A 19,207-nucleotide genomic window follows, 5' to 3' on the forward strand; every position below is an offset into this window, starting at 1 on the left:
GAACTCACCATAGGCGCAATCTGCAAGATACAGACGTAGTACGGTAATGGTCGCTTGGCTATAATGGCGACCAAACCAGACTACCGAACCAGAACACAAGGGACATGGCAAGCCATGTCCCTTGTCATTATCAGCAGGGTGTTTCCTGCCCTGCCAAGAAAGGACAAGCATGTACGCACAGGCTGCCAGCAGCTTTAGCACCGTACGCGATCTGCTGCGTTTTGCGGTGTCGCGTTTCAATCAGGCCGGACTCACCTATGGCCACGGCACCGACAATGCCCACGACGAAGCCGCCTACCTCATCCTCACCACACTGAAGCTGCCAATCGACCGGCTGGAGCCCTACCTGGATGCTCGCCTGCTGCCTACCGAAGTCAAGGACGTGGTGGACCTGATCGAACGCCGTGCTGAAGAAAAAGTGCCGGTGGCCTACCTCACCCACGAAGCCTGGCAGGGTGAATTCAGCTTCTATGTGGACGAACGCGTGCTGGTGCCGCGCTCTTTTATCTACGAACTGCTGGGCGAACCGCTGCAACCGTGGATTGAACATCCCGAACTGGTACATCGCGCGCTGGACTTGTGCACCGGCTCCGGCTGCCTGGCCATTCAACTGGCCCATCATTATCCGGATGCCGAAGTCGACGCCGTCGATATTTCGCTGGATGCACTGGAAGTCGCGGCCATCAATGTGCAGAACTACGGCCTGGAGGATCAGATTCAGCTGATTCACAGCGACCTGTGCGAAGGCTTGGAAGAACCCTACGACCTGATCATCGCCAACCCGCCGTATGTGGACGCCGAGTCGGTAGACGCGCTGCCGCAGGAATACCTGCACGAGCCTGAAATTGCCTTGGGTTCGGGCGAAGATGGTCTGGATGCCACCCGTGAAATCCTGCGCCGCGCACCAGATCTGCTGACCGAACATGGCGTGCTGCTGGTGGAAATCGGCCATAACCGTGACATGCTGGAAGAGTGCTTTCCCAATCTGCCCTTCATGTGGATGGAAACCGCCAGCGGCGATGGCTTTGTCTTCCTGCTGACCCGCGACGACCTGATCAAGGGCCTGGAACTGGATGCCGCCGCCGAGTAAAGCCTGGTCCCAAATGAAAAAGCCGGACATCGTCCGGCTTTTTTGCATTCTGCAGTGGCAACCTAGTGTGTAAAGCCGTAATTCCAGACCAACAAACTGCTGGTGAACAGCATGATCAGGCCAATGGCACAGTCAAGAATGCGCCAGCTTCGCTCTTGCTGGAACAACGGCGCCAGCTTGCTGGCAAAAAATCCGATCCCGACAAACCAGCTGACCGAGGCGGTAATGCTGCCCAGGATAAAAGATGGTGCCGACTGACTACCGTATACCGAAGCCACGCTGCCGATCAGGATGACCGTATCCAGCCACACATAGGGGTTCAGCAAAGTCACCAGCAAAATGGTGCGAATCGCCTTTTTCCTGTCCCGTTCCACCGAACCATCCAGTTTCAGCGCTCCCGGATGCAGCGCAGCCCGGAAGGACTTGAAACCCAGCCATAATAAGAAACCGGCCCCCAGCCAGGCAACGGTCTGTACAAACCCGGGAATGGCACCAATGATTTTGCCCATGCCCAATACCCCGCAGCTGATAAGAATGACATCCGCCACAATGCAGATCAGCATAATGGGCAAAATGTGACTGCGACCAATCCCCTGCCGGATAATAAAAGCGTTTTGCGGGCCGATTCCCACGATCTGACTACCGGAAAGGCCGAGCGCGGCCAGATACACACTCAAATTGAACATATTTTTCCTGCTGCACTGCAGTTTGCTGCCCTATCGGCCAGACCTGCTTGATTGACAATGCTCACAGACTAATGCGACGGCGATAAAAAGTTAAACTAATAATTTTTATATGTAATAAGTATTTCTAATTTTTATTCACGGACTCGACCGTGTGGTACTCCAGCAGGGCAGGCAATTCACGCTTCACGAAGTCGATCAGGGCCCGCACCGCCGGCGACAAGCCGCGCCGACTCGGGTACAGCATGACCAGTCGACCATCGCGGCTATGCCAATCTGGCAGCAACAGCTGTAACTGTCCGTCGGCCAACTCCTGGGTGCAGGCATACAAAGGCAGGTCGGCAATGCCGATACCGGCCAGGGCAGCCTGCTTAAGGGTGGGAATATGGTCGCTACGCAACAAGACATTCATCTGCAAGTCGCAACTTAGCCCAGCATCACTCCGTAAACGCAAGACATCACTGCCATCTCCTTGCGGCGCAAACAGCAAGGCATTGTGACCTGCCAACAGTTGCGGCTGCAGAACACCACTTAATGCCAGAGCTGGCGCAGCCAGCAGGCCCCAGCGGGCAATGCACAAGGGAAGCTGAACCAGGCTGGAGGGCAGCAAGGCTTGGTTCACACCTCGCACCACCACATCCACCCCCTCTTCGAGCAAATCCACTTGGCGATTGCAAGCCTGTACCGCCAGACGCACCTTGGGGTAATGCAGCATGAACTGCGGCAACAAACGTGACAGCACGGCATCGGCAATGGCCACCGGCATGCTCAGCCGTACCGTACCGCTAGGCTCCTGCATGCGTTGCCTGACCGCCTGCTCCCCCGCGCGGGCCTCGGCCAGCATGGCCTGGCAGTGAACATAAAGAGCCTCCCCTGCATCGGTCAGGCTCAGCGCACGTGGCCCCCGCTGCAGCAAACGCGTGCCCAAACGCTCTTCCAGCAGGCTGACGCGTCGTGACAGCCTGGATTTTGGCAGACCCAGCGCGCGTGCCGCCGCACTGAAACCCTGGCGTTGCACCACTTGGGCAAACAAAAACAAATCATTCAGATCCAGTGGTAGCGCAGTCATCACCCCTCCCGTTTTCATCATCTTAATGTTCCATTGATGGAACGATAAACAAGACTTTTCCTATTTTTTTGCCCCTGCCGCACTACGCATACTATGTCCACGCATCCAGGCCTTGAGGACAGCTCCAACCAAGCAGGCCTCATGACAAGCACGCAAGCTGCATACCACTCACATACAAGGACTTCGCCATGAAACTTCGTCACATCCTGAACGCCACCCTGTTTGGTCTTGCCACCCTCTCTGCCGCCAGCATTTCCCTGCCAGTGGCTGCCGCAACAACCGTTGCCGCCACCCAGCAAAACGCCAACCTCAGCATGCTGTCGCGTGACAATGCCGTGCTGCTGCTGGTGGATCATCAGGTAGGTCTGATCAGCGGTGTGCGCGATACCACGGTGGGTGATCTGAAACATAACGTGGTTGCACTGGCCAAGGCTGCGCGTACCCTGGGCGTGCCGGTCATCGTGACGGCTACCATGCCGGACGGCATGTGGGGCCCGACCATGCCGGAACTGACCGCCGCCTTGCCGGGTGTACAAGTCATCAGCCGCACCATGATCAATGCCTGGGATGACCCGAAAGTACGTGCTGCCATTGAAAAAACCGGCCGCAAGCAAATCATCGTGGCTGGGGTTTCGCTGGAAATCTGCGCCAGCTTCCCGGCCTTATCAGCCAAGGCTGCTGGCTACGACACCCGTGTAGTACTGGATGCCTCCGGCACCTTTAACGAAGCCAAGCGTACTGCTGGCCTGCAACGCCTGCTGGGTGCCGGCATTCCGGTCACCGACTATGCCACTGCAGCGGTGGAAATGCTGCGCAGCAATACCGACCCCAAGGCACACGATGTCTATAGCGACCTGGATATGCCGTTCGCCACCCTGGTATGGCAGATGCAAAGCGGTTTCACCAAGAAATAAGCCAGTATGTTGACTACAGCCAGTGCGCCTTTGGCAGTGCTGGCTGCGGACACCTTTATATCAAAACAGGCAGGTCAGATTCATCATGAAACAAGCAGACATGGTAGCCATTGTCACTGGTGGTTCACGCGGCATTGGCGCAGCCATCGCCCGCAAACTGGCACGCGAGGGGGCTGAGGTGGTGATTGTGTATCGCAACAATCAGCAACAGGCAGAACATGTTGTTGCTGACATCATCCGCCAGGGGGGCAAGGCAGAAGCCTATGCGGCAGATGTCACCCAGGAGCAGGAAGTACGCCAGTTGCTTGATGAAGTAGCCCAGCGCCATGGCCATATCGACATCCTGATCAACAATGCCGGCGTATTTGAAGGACGGCCGCTTGGCGAAGTGGATGCCGATCACATCGCCCGGGTGTTCGACGGCAATATGGGTAGCATGTTGTTGATGACCCGCCATGCCCTGCCGTTTTTCCCCGCGCGTGGCGGCCGCATCGTCAACCTGTCCAGCAACCTGATCTACTCGCCGCGCATCGGCACCGCCATTTACTCGGCCAGCAAGGCAGCCGTGTCGGTACTGACCCACGCCTATGCGCTGGAGCTTGGTCCGCGTGGCATTACCGTCAATGCGGTGGCCCCGGCGATGACCGAAACCGACATGACCGCAGCCACGCCACCGGCCCGCCGCGAAGCCGTTGCCAATGGCACACCACTGGGACGGGTGGCACGGCCAGAGGATATCGCCGATGTTGTGGCATTCCTTGCCAGTGACGATGCACGCTGGATTACCGGCCGCACCCTGCTGACCGATGGCGGCCTGACCGCTGCCCTGTAAGGTGCAACAAACATGCACGTTCTGACGGTTGAGCTCACCATCAAGCCGGAAAGGCTGGCGGATTTTCTGCATGAACGGCAGCAGTTCAGCTGTTTCATTCGGCAGCAAGAAGCAGACTGCCTGCGCTTTGAAATCTTCCAGGACGCTGACAACCTGTGCCGCATCTTGCTGTTGGAAGGCTGGAGCAGCCGCCGGCATCTGGAACAGGTACAACTGCAGCAGACGTATTACCTGCCCTACTTCGCCAAGGTGCAAAGCATGTTTGCCGCAGAGCGCCTGTTGCGGCACTGGCATCCCCTCCCTCTTTCACCACGCTGCGACCTTAGGGCCCAGCGGCAATCAGGAAACCAGCACCATGACCCAACTGAAGATTTCTGCACCGGTTCACGGCGAAGCACTCACCATCGACACCGGCTTTCAGGCCCGGCACTTTGGCGAACAGATGTTCCAAGGCCTGATCGACCCGGTGGTGATGGTGGATCACTTCCACATGACCAGCCCCACCTTCGAACCACATCCGCACGCCGGCATTTCCGCCGTGACCTATATGTTCGAGGATGCCACTAGCCCGCATGTCAATTACGACTCCATGGGCAACCAGGGCCCCATCGTGCCCGGTGCCCTGCACTGGCTGGCCGCCGGGCGCGGCGCGGTGCATACCGAACAGCCGGAAGGCACAAACCCGCACGTACATGCACTGCAAATCTTCGTCAACCTGCCAGCCAGCAAGAAAATGCAGGCACCGTTTGCTGTACATGCCGAACCGGCAGACATCCCGGAATATCATGCACCAGGCGTGCGGGTACGTATTGCAGCCGGCAGCAGCAACGGCATCCACGCCGCCCACACATCAGCACTACCGGAAGCCTTTACCTTGCTGGATGGTTTTATTGATGCAGGCCAGCGTTTCACCCATCAACTGCCGCCTGGCTGGAATGCCATGCTCTACGCCATCGACGCGCCGCTACAACTGAGCGCCGACGGACAAAATTCGATCATCCCGGCCGGATCTGCCATTGGCATCGGCCTGGATACTACAGCGACGCAAGCAGCTGAGTTAAAGCTTTTCGCAGCTGAGGGCTGTCATTTTGTCTTGCTGTCCGGCCCGGCGCTGCGCGAGCCGCTGGTCAAGCACGGCCCCTTCGTGATGAATAGCAGCCAGGAAATCAACGACCGCATCCGCGCGTATCAGCGCGGTGAGTTCGGGCAGTTGAAGGACGACTGGCTGCGCAACAGCCATACGTCCGCATGAGCGCGCCCAGCCAGCAGCCAGCCATGCAGGCCACTCATTGGCCGGCCGTGCTGATTGCCATTTTTGCCGGAGCTGCCGGGGCTTTCTGCCTGGGCAAGGTGCCGGCAGTGCTGGGTCTGCTGCGACAGGAACTGGGCCTGAGCCTGGTTGAAGGCGGCTGGATTGCTTCTGCCTTCAATAGCCTGGCCATCGTGCTCAGTCTGTTCATGGGTTTGCTGCTGATGCGCTGGAATGCACTGCAAGCAGGCATCATCGGCCTCTTGCTGTTATTGCTTGGCGGTGCAGTGGCTTTACCTGCACATGGCCTTACCATGATGCTGAGCTCACGGGTGATCGAAGGCATCGGCTTCTTGCTGGTCTCGGTAGCCATGCCGGGCATGATCATCAGCCTGGCATGCAACAAGGACAAACACCTGGCACTCAGCCTGTGGGCGGTCAACCTGCCGCTGGGTGCCGCTATCGGCATGCTGCTGACACCGGCACTGGCCACCATGGGTGGCTGGCGACTGGCCTGGCTGGCAGGCATGGTGCTGCAACTGCTGGCCTTGCTGTTACTGCTGGCATGCAAGCCGGTTTTCCGGCAGCGCAACGCGCAGACGCTAGCAAGCACTCCACCACCGGCAGCGCCATTTGCCGTGTTACGCCAGTCGGCGGTGTGGCGTTATGGCCTCGCTTTCATGCTGTATACCCTGATGCTGTGGGCGGTTTTTGTCTGGCTGCCAACCATGTTGCAAGCCCGGCCGGATTTGAATGCCAGCCATATTGCACTGCTGTCGGCACTGGCTGTGGTGGCCAATATTCCCGGCAACCTTGCCGGGGCCTGGCTGCTTAAGCGTGGTATGGCGCGCGATACGCTGATTTGTTGTGCACTGGGGCTGATGGGTTTCAGCGGCGTGCTGGCTTACTGGCCCGGCTTGCCGGCGGATGCAGCCTACCTGCTGTGCCTGCTGCTTGCCTTTTGTGGCGGTGCGGTGCCGCCCGCCGCTCTGTCCTCAGCGCATGGACTCAGCCAAAGCCCGGTGCAGCTGGCTGTCTTGCAAGGCTATTTCGTGCAGCTGGCCAATCTGGGCCAATTGCTAGGCCCCTTGCTACTTGCCGCCCTGGTGGCGGGCAGCACCGACTGGAGCGTGGCGCGCCCCCTGTTTCTGGCCGGAGTAGTACTCGCTGCCGTCCTGTTTGCCATCCGGCCGCGCAGCCATTAGCATGAGCCACCTTGTTCACGCGGGAGCGTCCGGTGCTGGACCCAAAACAACTGGAAGCATTGTCAGCTGTGGTGGAAACCGGCGGCTTTGACAAGGCGGCACGCAAACTGTTTCTGACCCAGTCCGCCATTTCACAGCGCATACGCCAGCTGGAAGAAAACCTTGGCCAGCCGGTACTCACCCGCACCATTCCGCCCGCTCCCACCATCAGTGGCCGTTTATTGTTACGCCATTACCAGCAGCTGTGCCTGATGGAGGGCGAACTGCGCAGCACACTGCAACCCGACACGGAAGACAGCAGTTTCACCACGCTGACGGTGGGTGTGAATGCCGACAGCCTGGCCACCTGGTTTTTGCCTGCGGTGCAAACCGTCGTGCACGAGCGTCGCCTGCTGATTGACGTGATGATGGACGATCAGGACTACACCCACGAGCTGATGCGCAATGGCCATGTCGTCGGCTGCATCGGCACCCGGCCCACGCCGATTCAGGGTGGCGAGTGTCACTTTCTGGGCAGCATGCGTTACCTCTGCCTGGCCACGCCGGATTTTGCCGCCCGCTATTTTGCCGATGGCTTCACCCCGGCGGCACTGGCCCAGGCACCAGCCATCATTTTCAGCGGCAAGGACGACCTGCACAGCGAATTTCTGCAACAGTTTGCCGCGTATGAAGGCAGCACACCGCACCTGACGCTGCCCACACCGCAAGGCTTTGTGCAGGCAACCCGGCTGGGGCTGGCCTACAGCCTGCTGCCGGAGCTGATGATAGACGACGATCTGGCCAGCGGTCGGCTGATCAACCTGCTGCCCGGTCAGTACGTGGACCTGCCACTGTACTGGCATCACTGGCGGGTGGAATCGTCACTGGCTCAAGCACTGAGCGCAGCCTTGCTGCATCATGCTGCCCGGGTATTACGCCAAGGCGATCCAGCCTGATTCACACACAAAGCCGGTTGACAGCATGTTGTGCGCGGCGCAAGATCACGCGCCCTGCTTGATCCATCCGGAGAATCCATGGCAAACAACAACCCCAGCCCCGAGCAATGGGCAGCGCTGGAAGCTGCTGCCCGCGCCGCAGCCCGTCAGGCTTATGTGCCGTACAGCCGCTTTGCCGTTGGCGCTGCCATTCTGGACGACAAAGGCCTGATACACCCTGGCTGCAATGTGGAAAACGCCAGCTATGGCCTGGGTAATTGCGCGGAACGCACCGCACTGTTTTCCGCCCGGGTGCTGCATGGCCTGCAACAGGTGGTCGCGGTGTGCGTCTACACCCCCACGGCCACCCCGACCTCCCCATGCGGGGCCTGCCGCCAGGTGCTGAACGAATTTGGGCCATACATGCTGGTGCGCAGCATCTGCGACGGCCAAGCCCGTATCAACACCACGCTGGACCAGCTGCTGCCCCATGCTTTCGGCCCGCAAAACCTTGCCGACGCCGCCAGTCAAACCTGAACCTTTCCCTGCAATCACAGATAAAAAAACGGAAGCCAGCAGGCTTCCGTTTTGTTTTGCAGCGCCGCAACGCGCGCCGCACTGTGAACTGCTGTTAACCAACCCAGCGACGGGCCGAAGCAAACATGCGGAACCAGGCACCGTTTTCGCCCCAGTTTTCCGGATGCCAGCTGTTTTGCACGGTGCGGAACACGCGCTCCGGGTGCGGCATCATGATGGTAAAGCGGCCATCGGCGGTGGTGACACCGGTAATGCCTGCCGGTGAACCGTTCGGGTTCAGCGGATAGGTTTCGGTCGGCTTGCCGTTGAAGTCCACATAACGCAGGGCGGTGATCACACCATCTTGTGCGCCCGGGGCAAACACGGCACGGCCTTCACCGTGGCTGACCACGACTGGCAGCTGGCTGCCCACCATGTCCGCCAGGAAGATGGACGGCGATTCGGTGACTTCCACCATGGTGAAGCGGGCTTCGAACTGCTCGGACGCATTGCGCTGGAACTTCGGCCAGTGCTGGGCACCCGGAATGATGCCGGACAGGTTGGACATCATCTGACAACCGTTGCACACACCCAGCGCGAAGGTGTCACCACGCTGGAAGAAGGCTTCAAACTGCTCGCGGGCACGCAGATTGAACAGCACGCTCTTGGCCCAGCCTTCACCGGCACCCAGCACGTCGCCGTAACTGAAACCGCCGCAGGCAGCCAGGCCCTTGAAGTCGGCCAGCGACACGCGACCGCTGATGATGTCGCTCATGTGCACGTCTACCGCCTGGAAACCAGCACGGTCGAATGCCGCAGCCATTTCCAGCTGACCATTCACCCCCTGCTCACGCAGGATGGCCATGCGCGGACGCGCGCCAGTGGCGATGAACGGTGCCGCCGGGTTTTCTTCGGTGTCAAACGACAGCTTGGCAAACAGGCCTTGCGACTGGGTGTCGGACAGCAGCACGTGTTCGCTGTCGGCGCAGGCCGGGTTGTCGCGCATGCGCTGCAGGCGATAGCTGGTTTCGCTCCAGGCCTTGTGCAGATCCACACGGCTTTCGTTGAACAGCTCTTCACCATGATGATTGATGATCAGGCGGTCCTTGCTGTTGATCTTGCCCAGCACGAACAGCTCGCGGCCAATACCGGCGGCCATGAAGCGGGAAATCACTTCAGCGGTGTGCGCCTTCTTCACCTGCAACACGGCACCCAGTTCTTCATTGAACAGCACGCGCATGATGCGACCGTGTGCTGCGGCTTCCGGGGTAGGTTGTACAAAGTCGTCGATCAGGCGCTGGGTGTTCTTGCGTTCGATCACCAGCTCTTGCAAGTCAACAGTCAGGCCGACGTGACCGGCAAACATCATTTCCGCCAGCGTGGAGAACAGGCCGCCATCGGCACGGTCGTGATAAGCCAGCAGCATGTCGTCACGCAGCAGGCTTTGCACGGTGTTGAAGAAGGCAGCCAGCTGGGCCGGGCTTTCCACGTCCGGCGCACGGCCTTCCATGGCTTTCCAGACCTGGCCGTAGATGGAGCCACCCAGGCGGCAGCGGCCATAACCCAGATCTACCAGGATGATGTCAGTGTCTTTTTCGTTACGCAGTTGCGGGGTTACCGTCTTGCGCACATCTTCCACCGGGGAAAAGGCAGTGACGATCAGCGAAACCGGTGCCGTCACCGACTTCTTCTCGCCGTTTTCTTCCCATACCGTCTTCATCGACAGCGAGTCCTTACCCACCGGAATGCTGACGCCCAGGTCCTGACTCAGTTTCGATACCGCTTCCACGGTTTCGTACAGGCGCGCGTCTTCACCCGGGTGGCCGGCAGCGGCCATCCAGTTGGCGGACAGCTTGATATTGCCAATATGGCCGACAAAGCTGGCGGCCATATTGGTGAGCGATTCACCAATCGCCATGCGGCCGGAAGCCGCGGCATTGAACAAGGCAGTCGGCGTGCGCTCGCCCATGGCCATGGCTTCACCACGATGGCTGTTAAAGCCCATGGTGGTGACGGCAACGTCGGCCACCGGCACCTGCCACGGACCAACCATCTGGTCGCGTGCGGTCATGCCGCCCACCGAGCGGTCGCCGATGGTGATCAGGAAGGATTTGTCTGCCACGGCCGGATTGCGCAGCACGCGGTAAGCGGTTTCCTTCAGTGGGAAGCGCGAAGCGTCGAACACGCGGAATTCCAGCGGCACGGTCTTCACGTCGCGCGTCATGCGCGGCGGCTTGCCCAGCAATACTTCCAGCGGCATGTCCACCGGATTGTTGTTGAAGTGGTCGTCGCGTACTTGCAGGTGGCCGTCGTCGGTGGCCACGCCCAGTACGGCAAACGGGCAACGCTCGCGTTCACAAATGGCGGTGAAGCGGTCCAGATCCTGCGGCAGGATGGCCAGCACGTAACGCTCTTGCGATTCGTTGGACCAGATCTGCATCGGGGTCATGCCCTTTTCTTCCAGGTGCACCTTGCGCAGGTGGAAGATGGCACCGCGACCGGCGTCGTTCACCAGCTCCGGGAAGGCATTGGACAGGCCACCGGCACCCACGTCGTGAATGGACACGATGGGGTTGTCGGCACCGTACTGCCAGCAGCGGTCAATCACTTCCTGACAGCGGCGTTCGATTTCCGGGTTGCCACGCTGTACCGAATCGAAGTCCAGGTTTTCGCTGTTGGCACCGGTGTCCATGGAGGATGCCGCACCACCACCCAGGCCGATCAGCAGGCTGGGGCCACCCAGCTGGATCAGCAAGGCACCTTCCGGAATTTCATTCTTGTGAATCTGTTGCTGCTGAATGCTGCCCAGGCCACCGGCAATCATGATGGGCTTGTGGTAGCCGCGCATTTCGCCGTCGACCACTTCTTCGAAGGTACGGAAGTAGCCAGTCAGGTTGGGACGGCCGAATTCGTTATTGAAGGCAGCGCCGCCAATCGGGCCGTCCAGCATGATTTGCAGGGCGGAAGCAATGCGACCCGGACGGCCGTATTCGGCCTTGTCTTCGCTGTACACTTCCCACGGCTGCACAAAGCCCGGAATGTTCAGGTTGGATACGGTAAAGCCGGTCAGGCCAGCCTTGGGGCGCGAACCACGGCCGGTGGCGCCTTCGTCACGGATTTCACCGCCGGAGCCGGTGGATGCACCAGGGAACGGGGAAATGGCGGTCGGGTGGTTGTGGGTTTCCACCTTCATCAGGATGTCGGTCGGTTCGGTGGTGAAGCCGTACTCGGCCGATTCCGGGGCCGGATAGAAACGGTCGATGAACGCGCCTTCAATCACCGAGGCATTATCCTTGTAGGCCACCAGCGTGCCTTCCGGATGTGCATCATGCGTGTCACGAATCATGCGGAACAAGGACTTGCCCTGCTCTACGCCGTCGATCACGAACTGTGCATTAAAAATCTTGTGACGGCAATGTTCCGAGTTAGCCTGGGCAAACATCATCAGCTCAACGTCGGTGGGATTGCGGCCCATGCGGGTGAAGTTTTCCACCAGGTAGACGATTTCGTCTTCGGACAGCGCCAGGCCCAGTGTGCGGTTGGCGGCTTCCAGTGCGGCACGGCCACCGGCCAGGATGTCCACGCTGGTGAGCGGCTGCGGGTCCATGTGGACGAACAGCTTGTCGGCATCGTCCAGCGCGCCCAGCACGGTTTCGGTCATGCGATCGTGCAAGAGGCCCGCCAGAATCTGACGAGCCTCTTCACTTAAAGATATACCAGCGGTGCTTACCCAGTAAGCGGTGCCGCGCTCGATCCGCAGCACTTGTTCCAGCCCGCAGTGACGGGCAATATCGGTAGCCTTGGAGGCCCATGGGGAAAGCGTACCCAGTCGTGGCGTCACCAGGAACAATTCGCCCTGCGGCGCTTCGGCGTAAGGTGCCTCGCCGTAGTTGAGCAACTTGCCCAGAATGCCTTGCTGTTCGGTCGAGAGTTCGCTTTCGCTCTCGGCAAAATGCCAGAATTCGGCTTTCAGGCTGATCTCGGGCAAACCGGCCTCTTGGGCGGCAGCGAGAAGTTTTTCAAGACGAAACTGGGACAGGGCAGCACCGCCCCGCAGCTTGAGAATGGTCGACATGCAACACTCGCGACAAGTATCAGGAAAGCGCGTCATAATACAGCAAAACAGGCCGTACATTAAGGCCATTCTGCGGCGAATGTCGGGCTATCAATCGTCCACAGCGCATTTACGGAACAATAAAGTCACCGCAAGGAGCACCTGAGCATGAAAAAAATCGAAGCCGTGATCAAACCCTTCAAACTGGATGAAGTGCGTGAAGCCCTGTCCGACCTTGGCATCAACGGCCTGACCGTTACCGAGGTCAAGGGCTTTGGCCGCCAGAAAGGCCATACCGAACTGTATCGCGGTGCCGAATACGTGGTGGATTTCCTGCCCAAGGTCAAAGTGGAAGTGATTCTGGCGGACGACCTGGTAGACCGCGCCATCGAAGCCATCGTGGCAGCCGCCCGCACCGGCAAGATTGGCGACGGCAAGATTTTTGTCACTGCCGTCGAGCAAGTGGTGCGTATCCGTACCGGCGAAACCAACGAAGACGCGATTTGATCAGCCCGCGCCATCCCGCCCACCCGGATGGCAGGCAAACAAAAAGGCCGCAAACGCGGCCTTTTTTGCATACTGCATCAGAAATGGCTTACTTCCACACCTTCCACCACGGCATTTCTTCCACCTGCCACGGCTGGGTCAGATAGGCACTCTTGGGGTAGTTGAGCGCCAGCACGCGCTTGGCATCGTCACCCAGCTTGGTCATGCCCAGCTTGTCGTAAGCCACCGACATCAGCGCCAGTGCTTCTTCCGGATACTTGGTGTTGGAGTATTCCTTCACCACGTTCTGCGCACGGTTGGCCGCAGCCAGGTAAGCACCGCGTTTCATGTAATAACGCGCCACGTGCATTTCGCCACCACCCAGCGCATCCACCAGACGGTTCATCTTTTCCAGCGCATCCGCACTATACTTGCTGTTCGGGAAGCGCGTGGTCAGCTCGCGGAAGGCAAGGAAGGATTCGCGGGCGGCTTTCGGGTCGCGCTCGCTCATGTCCTGGCCAGCCCACTTCGACAGCATGCCCTGGTCGTCGTTGTAGTAGACCAAACCCTTCAGGTAGTACACGTAGTCCACATTCGGGTGGGCCGGGTGCAGCTTGATGAATCGGTCGGCAGCGGCGACAGCCAGCTCGGGTTCGTTATCCTTGTAATGGGTGTAGGCCAGGTCCATTTCGGCCTGCTGGGCATAGCGACCATAGGGGTAGCGCGCTTCCAGCGTTTCGTACAGCTTGACAGCACGGGTATAATTACCGCTGTTCAGTTCATCCCGAGCTTCCGAGTAGAGCTTTTCCACGGTCCAGCCGCGCGTTTCGTCGTAGGTTTCCGTGGTTGCACAACCGGCAAGCCCCATCACCAACATTGCTGCTACAACGTATCTTTTCATGACCGATCCTTACTATGACTCGGAGGATTATAGCGATATCTCGGAAAACGAGGTATCTGCAAGTCAACAGCTGGAGGTTCCGCTATCCATGTGTAGCGAACGCCTCGATGCAGCTCTTGCCAAACTCCTCCCCGATTACTCCCGCAGCCGCCTGACCCAATGGATCAAGGATGGCCATGTACTGGTGGACGGCAAAGTCGTCCCCCCGAAAACCAGGCTGCTGGGTGGCGAAAAGCTGGACGTTACCATTGTTCAGTCAAATGAAGAAATGGCTTACCAGGCGGAAGCCATGGATTTGCCCATTATTTACGAAGACGACCACATCCTGGTAGTCAACAAACCGGCCGGTCTGGTGGTGCATCCGGCCAGTGGCAACTGGACCGGCACCCTGCTCAACGGCCTGCTGCATCACTGCCCTGCACTGGCCCATGTGCCGCGCGCCGGCATTGTGCACCGGCTGGACAAGGACACCTCCGGCCTGATGGTAGTGGCCAAGACAGTTCCGGCCCAGACCGAACTGGTCCGTCAGCTGCAAGCACGCACGGTAAAACGCATTTACCGCGCCATTGCCGATGGCGTGGTGCCGTTTGACGGCACCATCAGCACCCAGATAGGCCGCGACCCGCACAACCGCCTGAAAATGGCGGTGCTGAAGTTTGGTGGCAAGCCTGCCATTACCCATGTACGCGTGCTGGAACGCTTTGACAGCCATTCCTATATCGAATGCAAGCTGGAAACCGGCCGCACCCACCAGATTCGCGTCCACATGCGCGAAGCGCGCCATCCGCTGGCCGGCGACGCCGTCTACGGCAACCCGCGCCACAAGATGGATGACTACGTGGCCGACGCAGTCAAGCTGCTGGCCCGCCAGGCCCTGCACGCCTACAAGCTGGCACTGGTACACCCGGCTACCGGCGAGGAGCGCAGCTGGCAGGCCCCGATACCGGATGACTTCATGCACTTGCTCAACACCTTGCGCGGCGAAGGCGGCGAACGGCTGGAACAGGCCGCCCTGGGTGATGAGGGCGATGAAGAAGACTGGGACGACGAGGATGATGAAGACGACGATGGCGACATCGAGGTGATCTATGTCCGCGACTGACCCCGCCAGCCAGTGGCTCAAGGCCGACTGGCCTGCCCCGGCCAATGTGCACACCCTGATTACCACCCGTCAGGGTGGCCGCAGCCTGCAGCCGTTCAACAGTTTCAACCTGGGCAGCCATGTCGGGGATGATGCCGACGCAGTGGCCGCCAACCGCGAACTGCTGCGCAGCTACCTGCCGGACGAACCGGCCTGGCTGAATCAGGTACACGGCACCCATGTGGTGAATGCTGCCGAAACAGGCGATACCCTGCAGGATGCCGATGCCAGCTACAGCAGCACGCCCGGCAAGGTATGCGTGGTGATGACGGCAGACTGCCTGCCGGTATTGCTGTGCAATGACGCAGGCAGCGTGGTGGCGGCCGCGCATGCCGGCTGGCGCGGCCTGTGCGATGGTGTGCTGGAAGCCAGCGTAGCCGCCACCGGCGTGGAAGCCTCCAGCCTGATGGCCTGGCTGGGCCCGGCCATCGGCCCGGATGCCTTCGAAGTGGGTGCAGAAGTACGCGCCGCCTTCATGGCGCAGGACACGGCAGCCGAGCACGCCTTTACAGCCATTGGTGAAGACAAATACCTGGCCGACATCTACCTGCTGGCGCGCCAGCGGCTGGCGGCACTGGGTATTGACCGGATATACGGTGGGGATTTCTGCACCGTCATCGACCGCGAGCGCTTCTTCTCCTATCGCCGTGACAAGATTACCGGCCGCATGGCCAGCCTGATCTGGCTGCAGCCGCAAGATTGAGCAGCACGCCACCCGGAACGGCAGCCCGCCCCGTGCAGGCTGCCGTTTTTTCATACCGTCTTGCTGGCAGGCAATGCAGAAAAAGATGAAACGTCATCAATTTTTCATGCCAAAGGCGTAGCGCCTTCGCAACACAGGGCCAACACCATATCTTGCGGTAAAGCCGCACCAGCACCCAGATGCTTGTCTTTACTGGATTTCTTGCCGGCACCAAATACAGGCGCGCCTGCCCCAAAAAAAAGCGATGCCCCTGTAAGCCTTATCTGGCGTGGATTTCACAATTTTCCGCCCCCTGTCAAGACTTGTCCCGCAACGAACAGACCACTAGAATTTGGGCCAACTTAGCAGTACAAACATACATATTGTGTTTATTCACAACGAACACACAGCTTTTCAACAGACTTGTCCACAGCCCTGCCTGGCCAACCTGCCAGCAGCAGCGCGAAAGACGCAAACCACCCAAAGAGGGCTCCATGCAACTGACCACCTTTGAAGGGCAAACCGCCGCCGAACTCGGCCGTGCCGCCGCCCCCCAGGCCGACTTCAGCCACTACAAGACCATTCGCCGCAATGGTGCCGTAGTGGCATTCGAGCCGGTCAAGATCTCCATCGCCATGACCAAGGCTTTCCTGGCTGTGATGGGGCATCAAGGCGCCACCTCCGCCAGCATTCGTGACAAGGTTGCCCAGCTGACCGAACTGGTGGTCAACGCCCTGATGCGCCGCAAGCCCGAAGGCGGTGCCATTCACATCGAAGACATCCAGGACCAGGTGGAACTGAGCCTGATGCGCTTTGGCGAACACGACGTGGCCCGCGCTTATGTGCTGTACCGCGAACAACGCTCGCAAGAACGCGCCGCCCGTGGCGAAGCGCTGACCCAGATTCAAATCAACGTCATCCGCAAGGATGGCCGCAAGCAGCCGCTGGACATTGCCCGCCTGCGCGCCGGCATTGAATCCGCCGCCCAGGGCCTGGCCGGTATCGATATCGACGCCATCCTGTCCGAAACCCTGAAGAACATTTACGACGGCGTGTCGCTGGACGAAGTGAACAAGTCCGCCATTCTGGCTGCCCGCTCCATGATCGAACAGGACCCGGCCTACGACTACGTCACCGCCCGCCTGCTGCTGGACAGCATCCGCCTGGAAATCATGGATGAATCGGTAAGCCAGGAAGAAATGGCCGAGCGCTATGCCGACTACTTCCCGCAATTCATCAAGAAAGGCATTCAGGCCGAGCTGCTGGACGAACGCCTGGCCGAGTTCGACCTGAAAAAACTGGGTGCCGCCCTGGACGCCAAGCGCGACCTGAAATTCGGCTACCTGGGCCTGCAAACCCTGTTCGACCGCTACTTCCTGCACATCGACGGCACCCGCATCGAAATGCCGCAGGCCTTCTACATGCGTGTCGCCATGGGCCTGGCACTGAACGAAGTGAACCGCGAAGCCCGCGCCATCGAGTTCTACAACGTGCTGTCCAGCTTCGACTTCATGTCGTCCACCCCGACACTGTTCAACTCCGGCACCCGTCGCAGCCAGCTGTCCAGCTGCTACCTGACCACCATTGCCGATGACCTGGACGGCATTTACGAAGGCCTGAAGGAAAACGCCCTGCTGTCCAAATTTGCCGGCGGCCTGGGTAACGACTGGACCCCGGTGCGCGCCATGGGCTCCCATATCAAGGGCACCAACGGCAAGTCGCAAGGTATTGTTCCCTTCCTGAAAGTGGTGAATGACACCGCCGTGGCGGTAAACCAGGGTGGCAAGCGCAAGGGCGCGGTATGCGCCTACCTGGAAACCTGGCACGCCGACGTGGAAGAATTCCTGGAACTGCGCAAGAACACCGGTGACGACCGCCGCCGCACCCACGACATGAACACCGCCAACTGGATTCCGGACCTGTTCATGAAGCGCGTGATGGAAGGCGCGGAATGGAGCTTGTTCTCCCCATCCGAAACCCCGGACCTGCACGACCTGTACGGTGCCGCCTTCGAAAAGCGCTACCAGCACTACGAAGCCATGGGCGAACGTGGCGAGCTGAAAGTGTACAAGCGCATTCCGGCCCTCAGCCTGTGGCGCAAGATGCTGACCATGCTGTTTGAAACCGGCCACCCGTGGGTCACCTTCAAGGACCCGTGCAACATCCGCAGCCCGCAGCAGCACATGGGCGTGGTACACAGCTCCAACCTGTGCACCGAAATCACCCTGAACACCAACGACGACGAAATCGCCGTGTGCAACCTGGGTTCGGTCAACCTGGCCGCCCACATGAGTGCCGACGGCAAGCTGGACGCCGAGAAGCTGCAACGCACCATCCGCATCGCCCTGCGCATGCTGGACAACGTGATCGACATCAACTTCTACCCGGTGAAGAAGGCACGCAACTCCAACCTGAAGCACCGGCCGGTGGGCATGGGCATCATGGGCTTCCAGGACTGCCTGCACATGAAGCGCGTACCCTACGCCTCGCAAGAAGCCGTGGAATTTGCCGACGAATCCATGGAAATGGTGGCCTACTACGCCTACTGGGCAGGCACCGAACTGGCCGAAGAACGTGGCCGCTACCCGTCGTACAAGGGCAGCCTGTGGGACCGTGGCTTGCTGCCGCAAGACAGCATCAACCTGCTGGCAGCCGAACGCGGCGGCTATCTGGAAATGGATCGCACCGAACGCCTGGACTGGAACGCCCTGCGTGAACGCATCAAGCAACACGGCATGCGCAACTCCAACACCCTGGCCATCGCCCCGACCGCCACCATCGCCAACATCATTGGCGTGTCTGCCAGCATCGAGCCGACCTACCAGAACCTGTTTGTGAAATCCAACCTGTCCGGCGAATTCACCGTCACCAACGAATACCTGGTGCGCGACCTGAAAAAAGCCGGCCTGTGGGATGAAGTGATGGTAGCCGACCTCAAGTACTTCGACGGCAGCCTGGGCCGCATCGACCGCATTCCGGCCGACCTGAAAGCCATTTACGCCACCGCCTTCGAAATCGACCCGAAATGGCTGGTGGAAGCGGCATCGCGTCGTCAGAAATGGATTGACCAGGCCCAGTCGCTGAACCTGTACATGGCTGGTGCATCCGGCAAGAAACTGGATGACCTGTACAAGCTGGCGTGGATTCGTGGCGTGAAAACCACCTACTACCTGCGCACCCTGGCAGCCTCCAGCGCCGAGAAATCCACCGGTCGCGGTGGCGAACTCAACGCGGTGGCCAGTGGCCTGAACCCGGCTTACAACGCCGCCACCGAACAAAGCGCCCCGGTTGCCGAAGTGGACAACACCCCGGCCACCGACGCCAAGTTCTGCAGCATTGACAACCCTGATTGCGAAGCCTGCCAGTAAGCAGGCAAGCAAGACGGATTGACGCGAAGCGACAACCCTGATCCCCGTCGCACAGCGGCGGGGTTAGCTTGAAAAGCTGGCGAGGCTTGCCAGTAAGGCAAGC

At 59.7% G+C, this 19,207-nt stretch carries 15 protein-coding genes and 1 pseudogene; 12 read left to right on the top strand and 4 right to left on the bottom strand.

Features of this window, described 5'->3' with window-relative positions; genetic code table 11:
- Positions 1 to 169: 169 nt before the first annotated feature.
- The gene (gene prmB / locus HWX34_RS17745) at positions 170 to 1,090 is read left to right on the top strand and encodes a 50S ribosomal protein L3 N(5)-glutamine methyltransferase (protein ID WP_178973510.1); all 921 of its coding nucleotides are present in this window, start codon (positions 170 to 172) and stop codon (positions 1,088 to 1,090) included.
- Between the two features lie 62 nt (positions 1,091 to 1,152).
- Here the strand turns inward: prmB and HWX34_RS17750 are convergent, their stop codons facing one another.
- The gene (locus tag HWX34_RS17750; RefSeq protein ID WP_178973511.1) at positions 1,153 to 1,776 is read right to left on the bottom strand and encodes a LysE/ArgO family amino acid transporter; all 624 of its coding nucleotides are present in this window, start codon (positions 1,774 to 1,776) and stop codon (positions 1,153 to 1,155) included.
- A 124-nt stretch (positions 1,777 to 1,900) separates the two neighbouring features.
- Positions 1,901 to 2,863, bottom strand: coding sequence for a LysR substrate-binding domain-containing protein (locus HWX34_RS17755; protein WP_218645242.1), 963 nt, complete (start codon positions 2,861 to 2,863; stop codon positions 1,901 to 1,903).
- Positions 2,864 to 3,030: 167 nt separating this feature from the next.
- Here HWX34_RS17755 and HWX34_RS17760 point away from each other — a divergent pair, with 167 nt between their 5' ends.
- The 7 genes and pseudogenes from HWX34_RS17760 to HWX34_RS17785 all read left to right on the top strand — a co-directional run bounded on the left by HWX34_RS17760 (position 3,031) and on the right by HWX34_RS17785 (position 8,493).
- Positions 3,031 to 3,756: an isochorismatase family protein gene (locus tag HWX34_RS17760; protein WP_178973512.1), complete on the top strand. Its 726-nt coding sequence runs from the start codon at positions 3,031 to 3,033 to the stop codon at positions 3,754 to 3,756.
- Positions 3,757 to 3,841: 85 nt separating this feature from the next.
- On the top strand, positions 3,842 to 4,588 hold the full coding sequence (locus HWX34_RS17765) for an SDR family NAD(P)-dependent oxidoreductase (protein WP_178973513.1): 747 nt from the start codon (positions 3,842 to 3,844) through the stop codon (positions 4,586 to 4,588).
- A gap of 12 nt (positions 4,589 to 4,600) precedes the next feature.
- Positions 4,601 to 4,783, top strand: a pseudogene (locus HWX34_RS21630) (putative quinol monooxygenase); the annotation flags it as partial.
- A gap of 160 nt (positions 4,784 to 4,943) precedes the next feature.
- Entirely contained in the window at positions 4,944 to 5,840 is an 897-nt protein-coding gene (locus HWX34_RS17770; protein WP_178973514.1) for a pirin family protein, read from the top strand.
- A complete protein-coding gene (locus HWX34_RS17775) occupies positions 5,837 to 7,042 on the top strand; it encodes a CynX/NimT family MFS transporter (RefSeq protein WP_178973515.1) in 1,206 nt (401 codons plus the stop codon). The genes HWX34_RS17770 and HWX34_RS17775 overlap by 4 nt, the downstream gene beginning before the upstream one ends.
- 32 nt (positions 7,043 to 7,074) lie before the next feature.
- Positions 7,075 to 7,977, top strand: a complete 903-nt coding sequence (locus HWX34_RS17780) for a LysR family transcriptional regulator ArgP (RefSeq protein ID WP_178973516.1) — start codon at positions 7,075 to 7,077, stop codon at positions 7,975 to 7,977.
- Positions 7,978 to 8,007: 30 nt separating this feature from the next.
- Positions 8,008 to 8,493 (top strand): cytidine deaminase, encoded by a 486-nt coding sequence (locus tag HWX34_RS17785; protein ID WP_370459777.1) that lies wholly within the window; start codon positions 8,008 to 8,010, stop codon positions 8,491 to 8,493.
- A gap of 94 nt (positions 8,494 to 8,587) precedes the next feature.
- On the opposite strand, the gene purL is transcribed toward HWX34_RS17785, so the two are convergent.
- Positions 8,588 to 12,547: a phosphoribosylformylglycinamidine synthase gene (purL, locus tag HWX34_RS17790; protein ID WP_178973518.1), complete on the bottom strand. Its 3,960-nt coding sequence runs from the start codon at positions 12,545 to 12,547 to the stop codon at positions 8,588 to 8,590.
- 147 nt (positions 12,548 to 12,694) lie between these two features.
- Here purL and HWX34_RS17795 point away from each other — a divergent pair, with 147 nt between their 5' ends.
- The gene (locus HWX34_RS17795; RefSeq protein WP_045846995.1) at positions 12,695 to 13,033 is read left to right on the top strand and encodes a P-II family nitrogen regulator; all 339 of its coding nucleotides are present in this window, start codon (positions 12,695 to 12,697) and stop codon (positions 13,031 to 13,033) included.
- 88 nt (positions 13,034 to 13,121) lie between these two features.
- Here the strand turns inward: HWX34_RS17795 and HWX34_RS17800 are convergent, their stop codons facing one another.
- The gene (locus tag HWX34_RS17800) at positions 13,122 to 13,913 is read right to left on the bottom strand and encodes an outer membrane protein assembly factor BamD (RefSeq protein ID WP_178973519.1); all 792 of its coding nucleotides are present in this window, start codon (positions 13,911 to 13,913) and stop codon (positions 13,122 to 13,124) included.
- Between HWX34_RS17800 and rluD the strand changes: the two genes are divergently transcribed.
- From rluD to HWX34_RS17815, 3 genes are all read left to right on the top strand, one after another.
- On the top strand, positions 13,912 to 15,015 hold the full coding sequence (gene rluD / locus HWX34_RS17805) for a 23S rRNA pseudouridine(1911/1915/1917) synthase RluD (protein ID WP_178973520.1): 1,104 nt from the start codon (positions 13,912 to 13,914) through the stop codon (positions 15,013 to 15,015). The genes HWX34_RS17800 and rluD overlap by 2 nt on opposite strands.
- Positions 15,002 to 15,757, top strand: a complete 756-nt coding sequence (pgeF, locus tag HWX34_RS17810) for a peptidoglycan editing factor PgeF (protein WP_178973521.1) — start codon at positions 15,002 to 15,004, stop codon at positions 15,755 to 15,757. The genes rluD and pgeF overlap by 14 nt, the downstream gene beginning before the upstream one ends.
- A gap of 473 nt (positions 15,758 to 16,230) precedes the next feature.
- Positions 16,231 to 19,104, top strand: coding sequence for a ribonucleoside-diphosphate reductase subunit alpha (locus tag HWX34_RS17815; protein WP_178973522.1), 2,874 nt, complete (start codon positions 16,231 to 16,233; stop codon positions 19,102 to 19,104).
- Positions 19,105 to 19,207 lie beyond the last annotated feature (103 nt).

This window comes from Aquitalea sp. LB_tupeE (assembly GCF_013391415.1).
In the GTDB taxonomy this organism is placed as follows: Bacteria; Pseudomonadota; Gammaproteobacteria; order Burkholderiales; family Chromobacteriaceae; genus Aquitalea.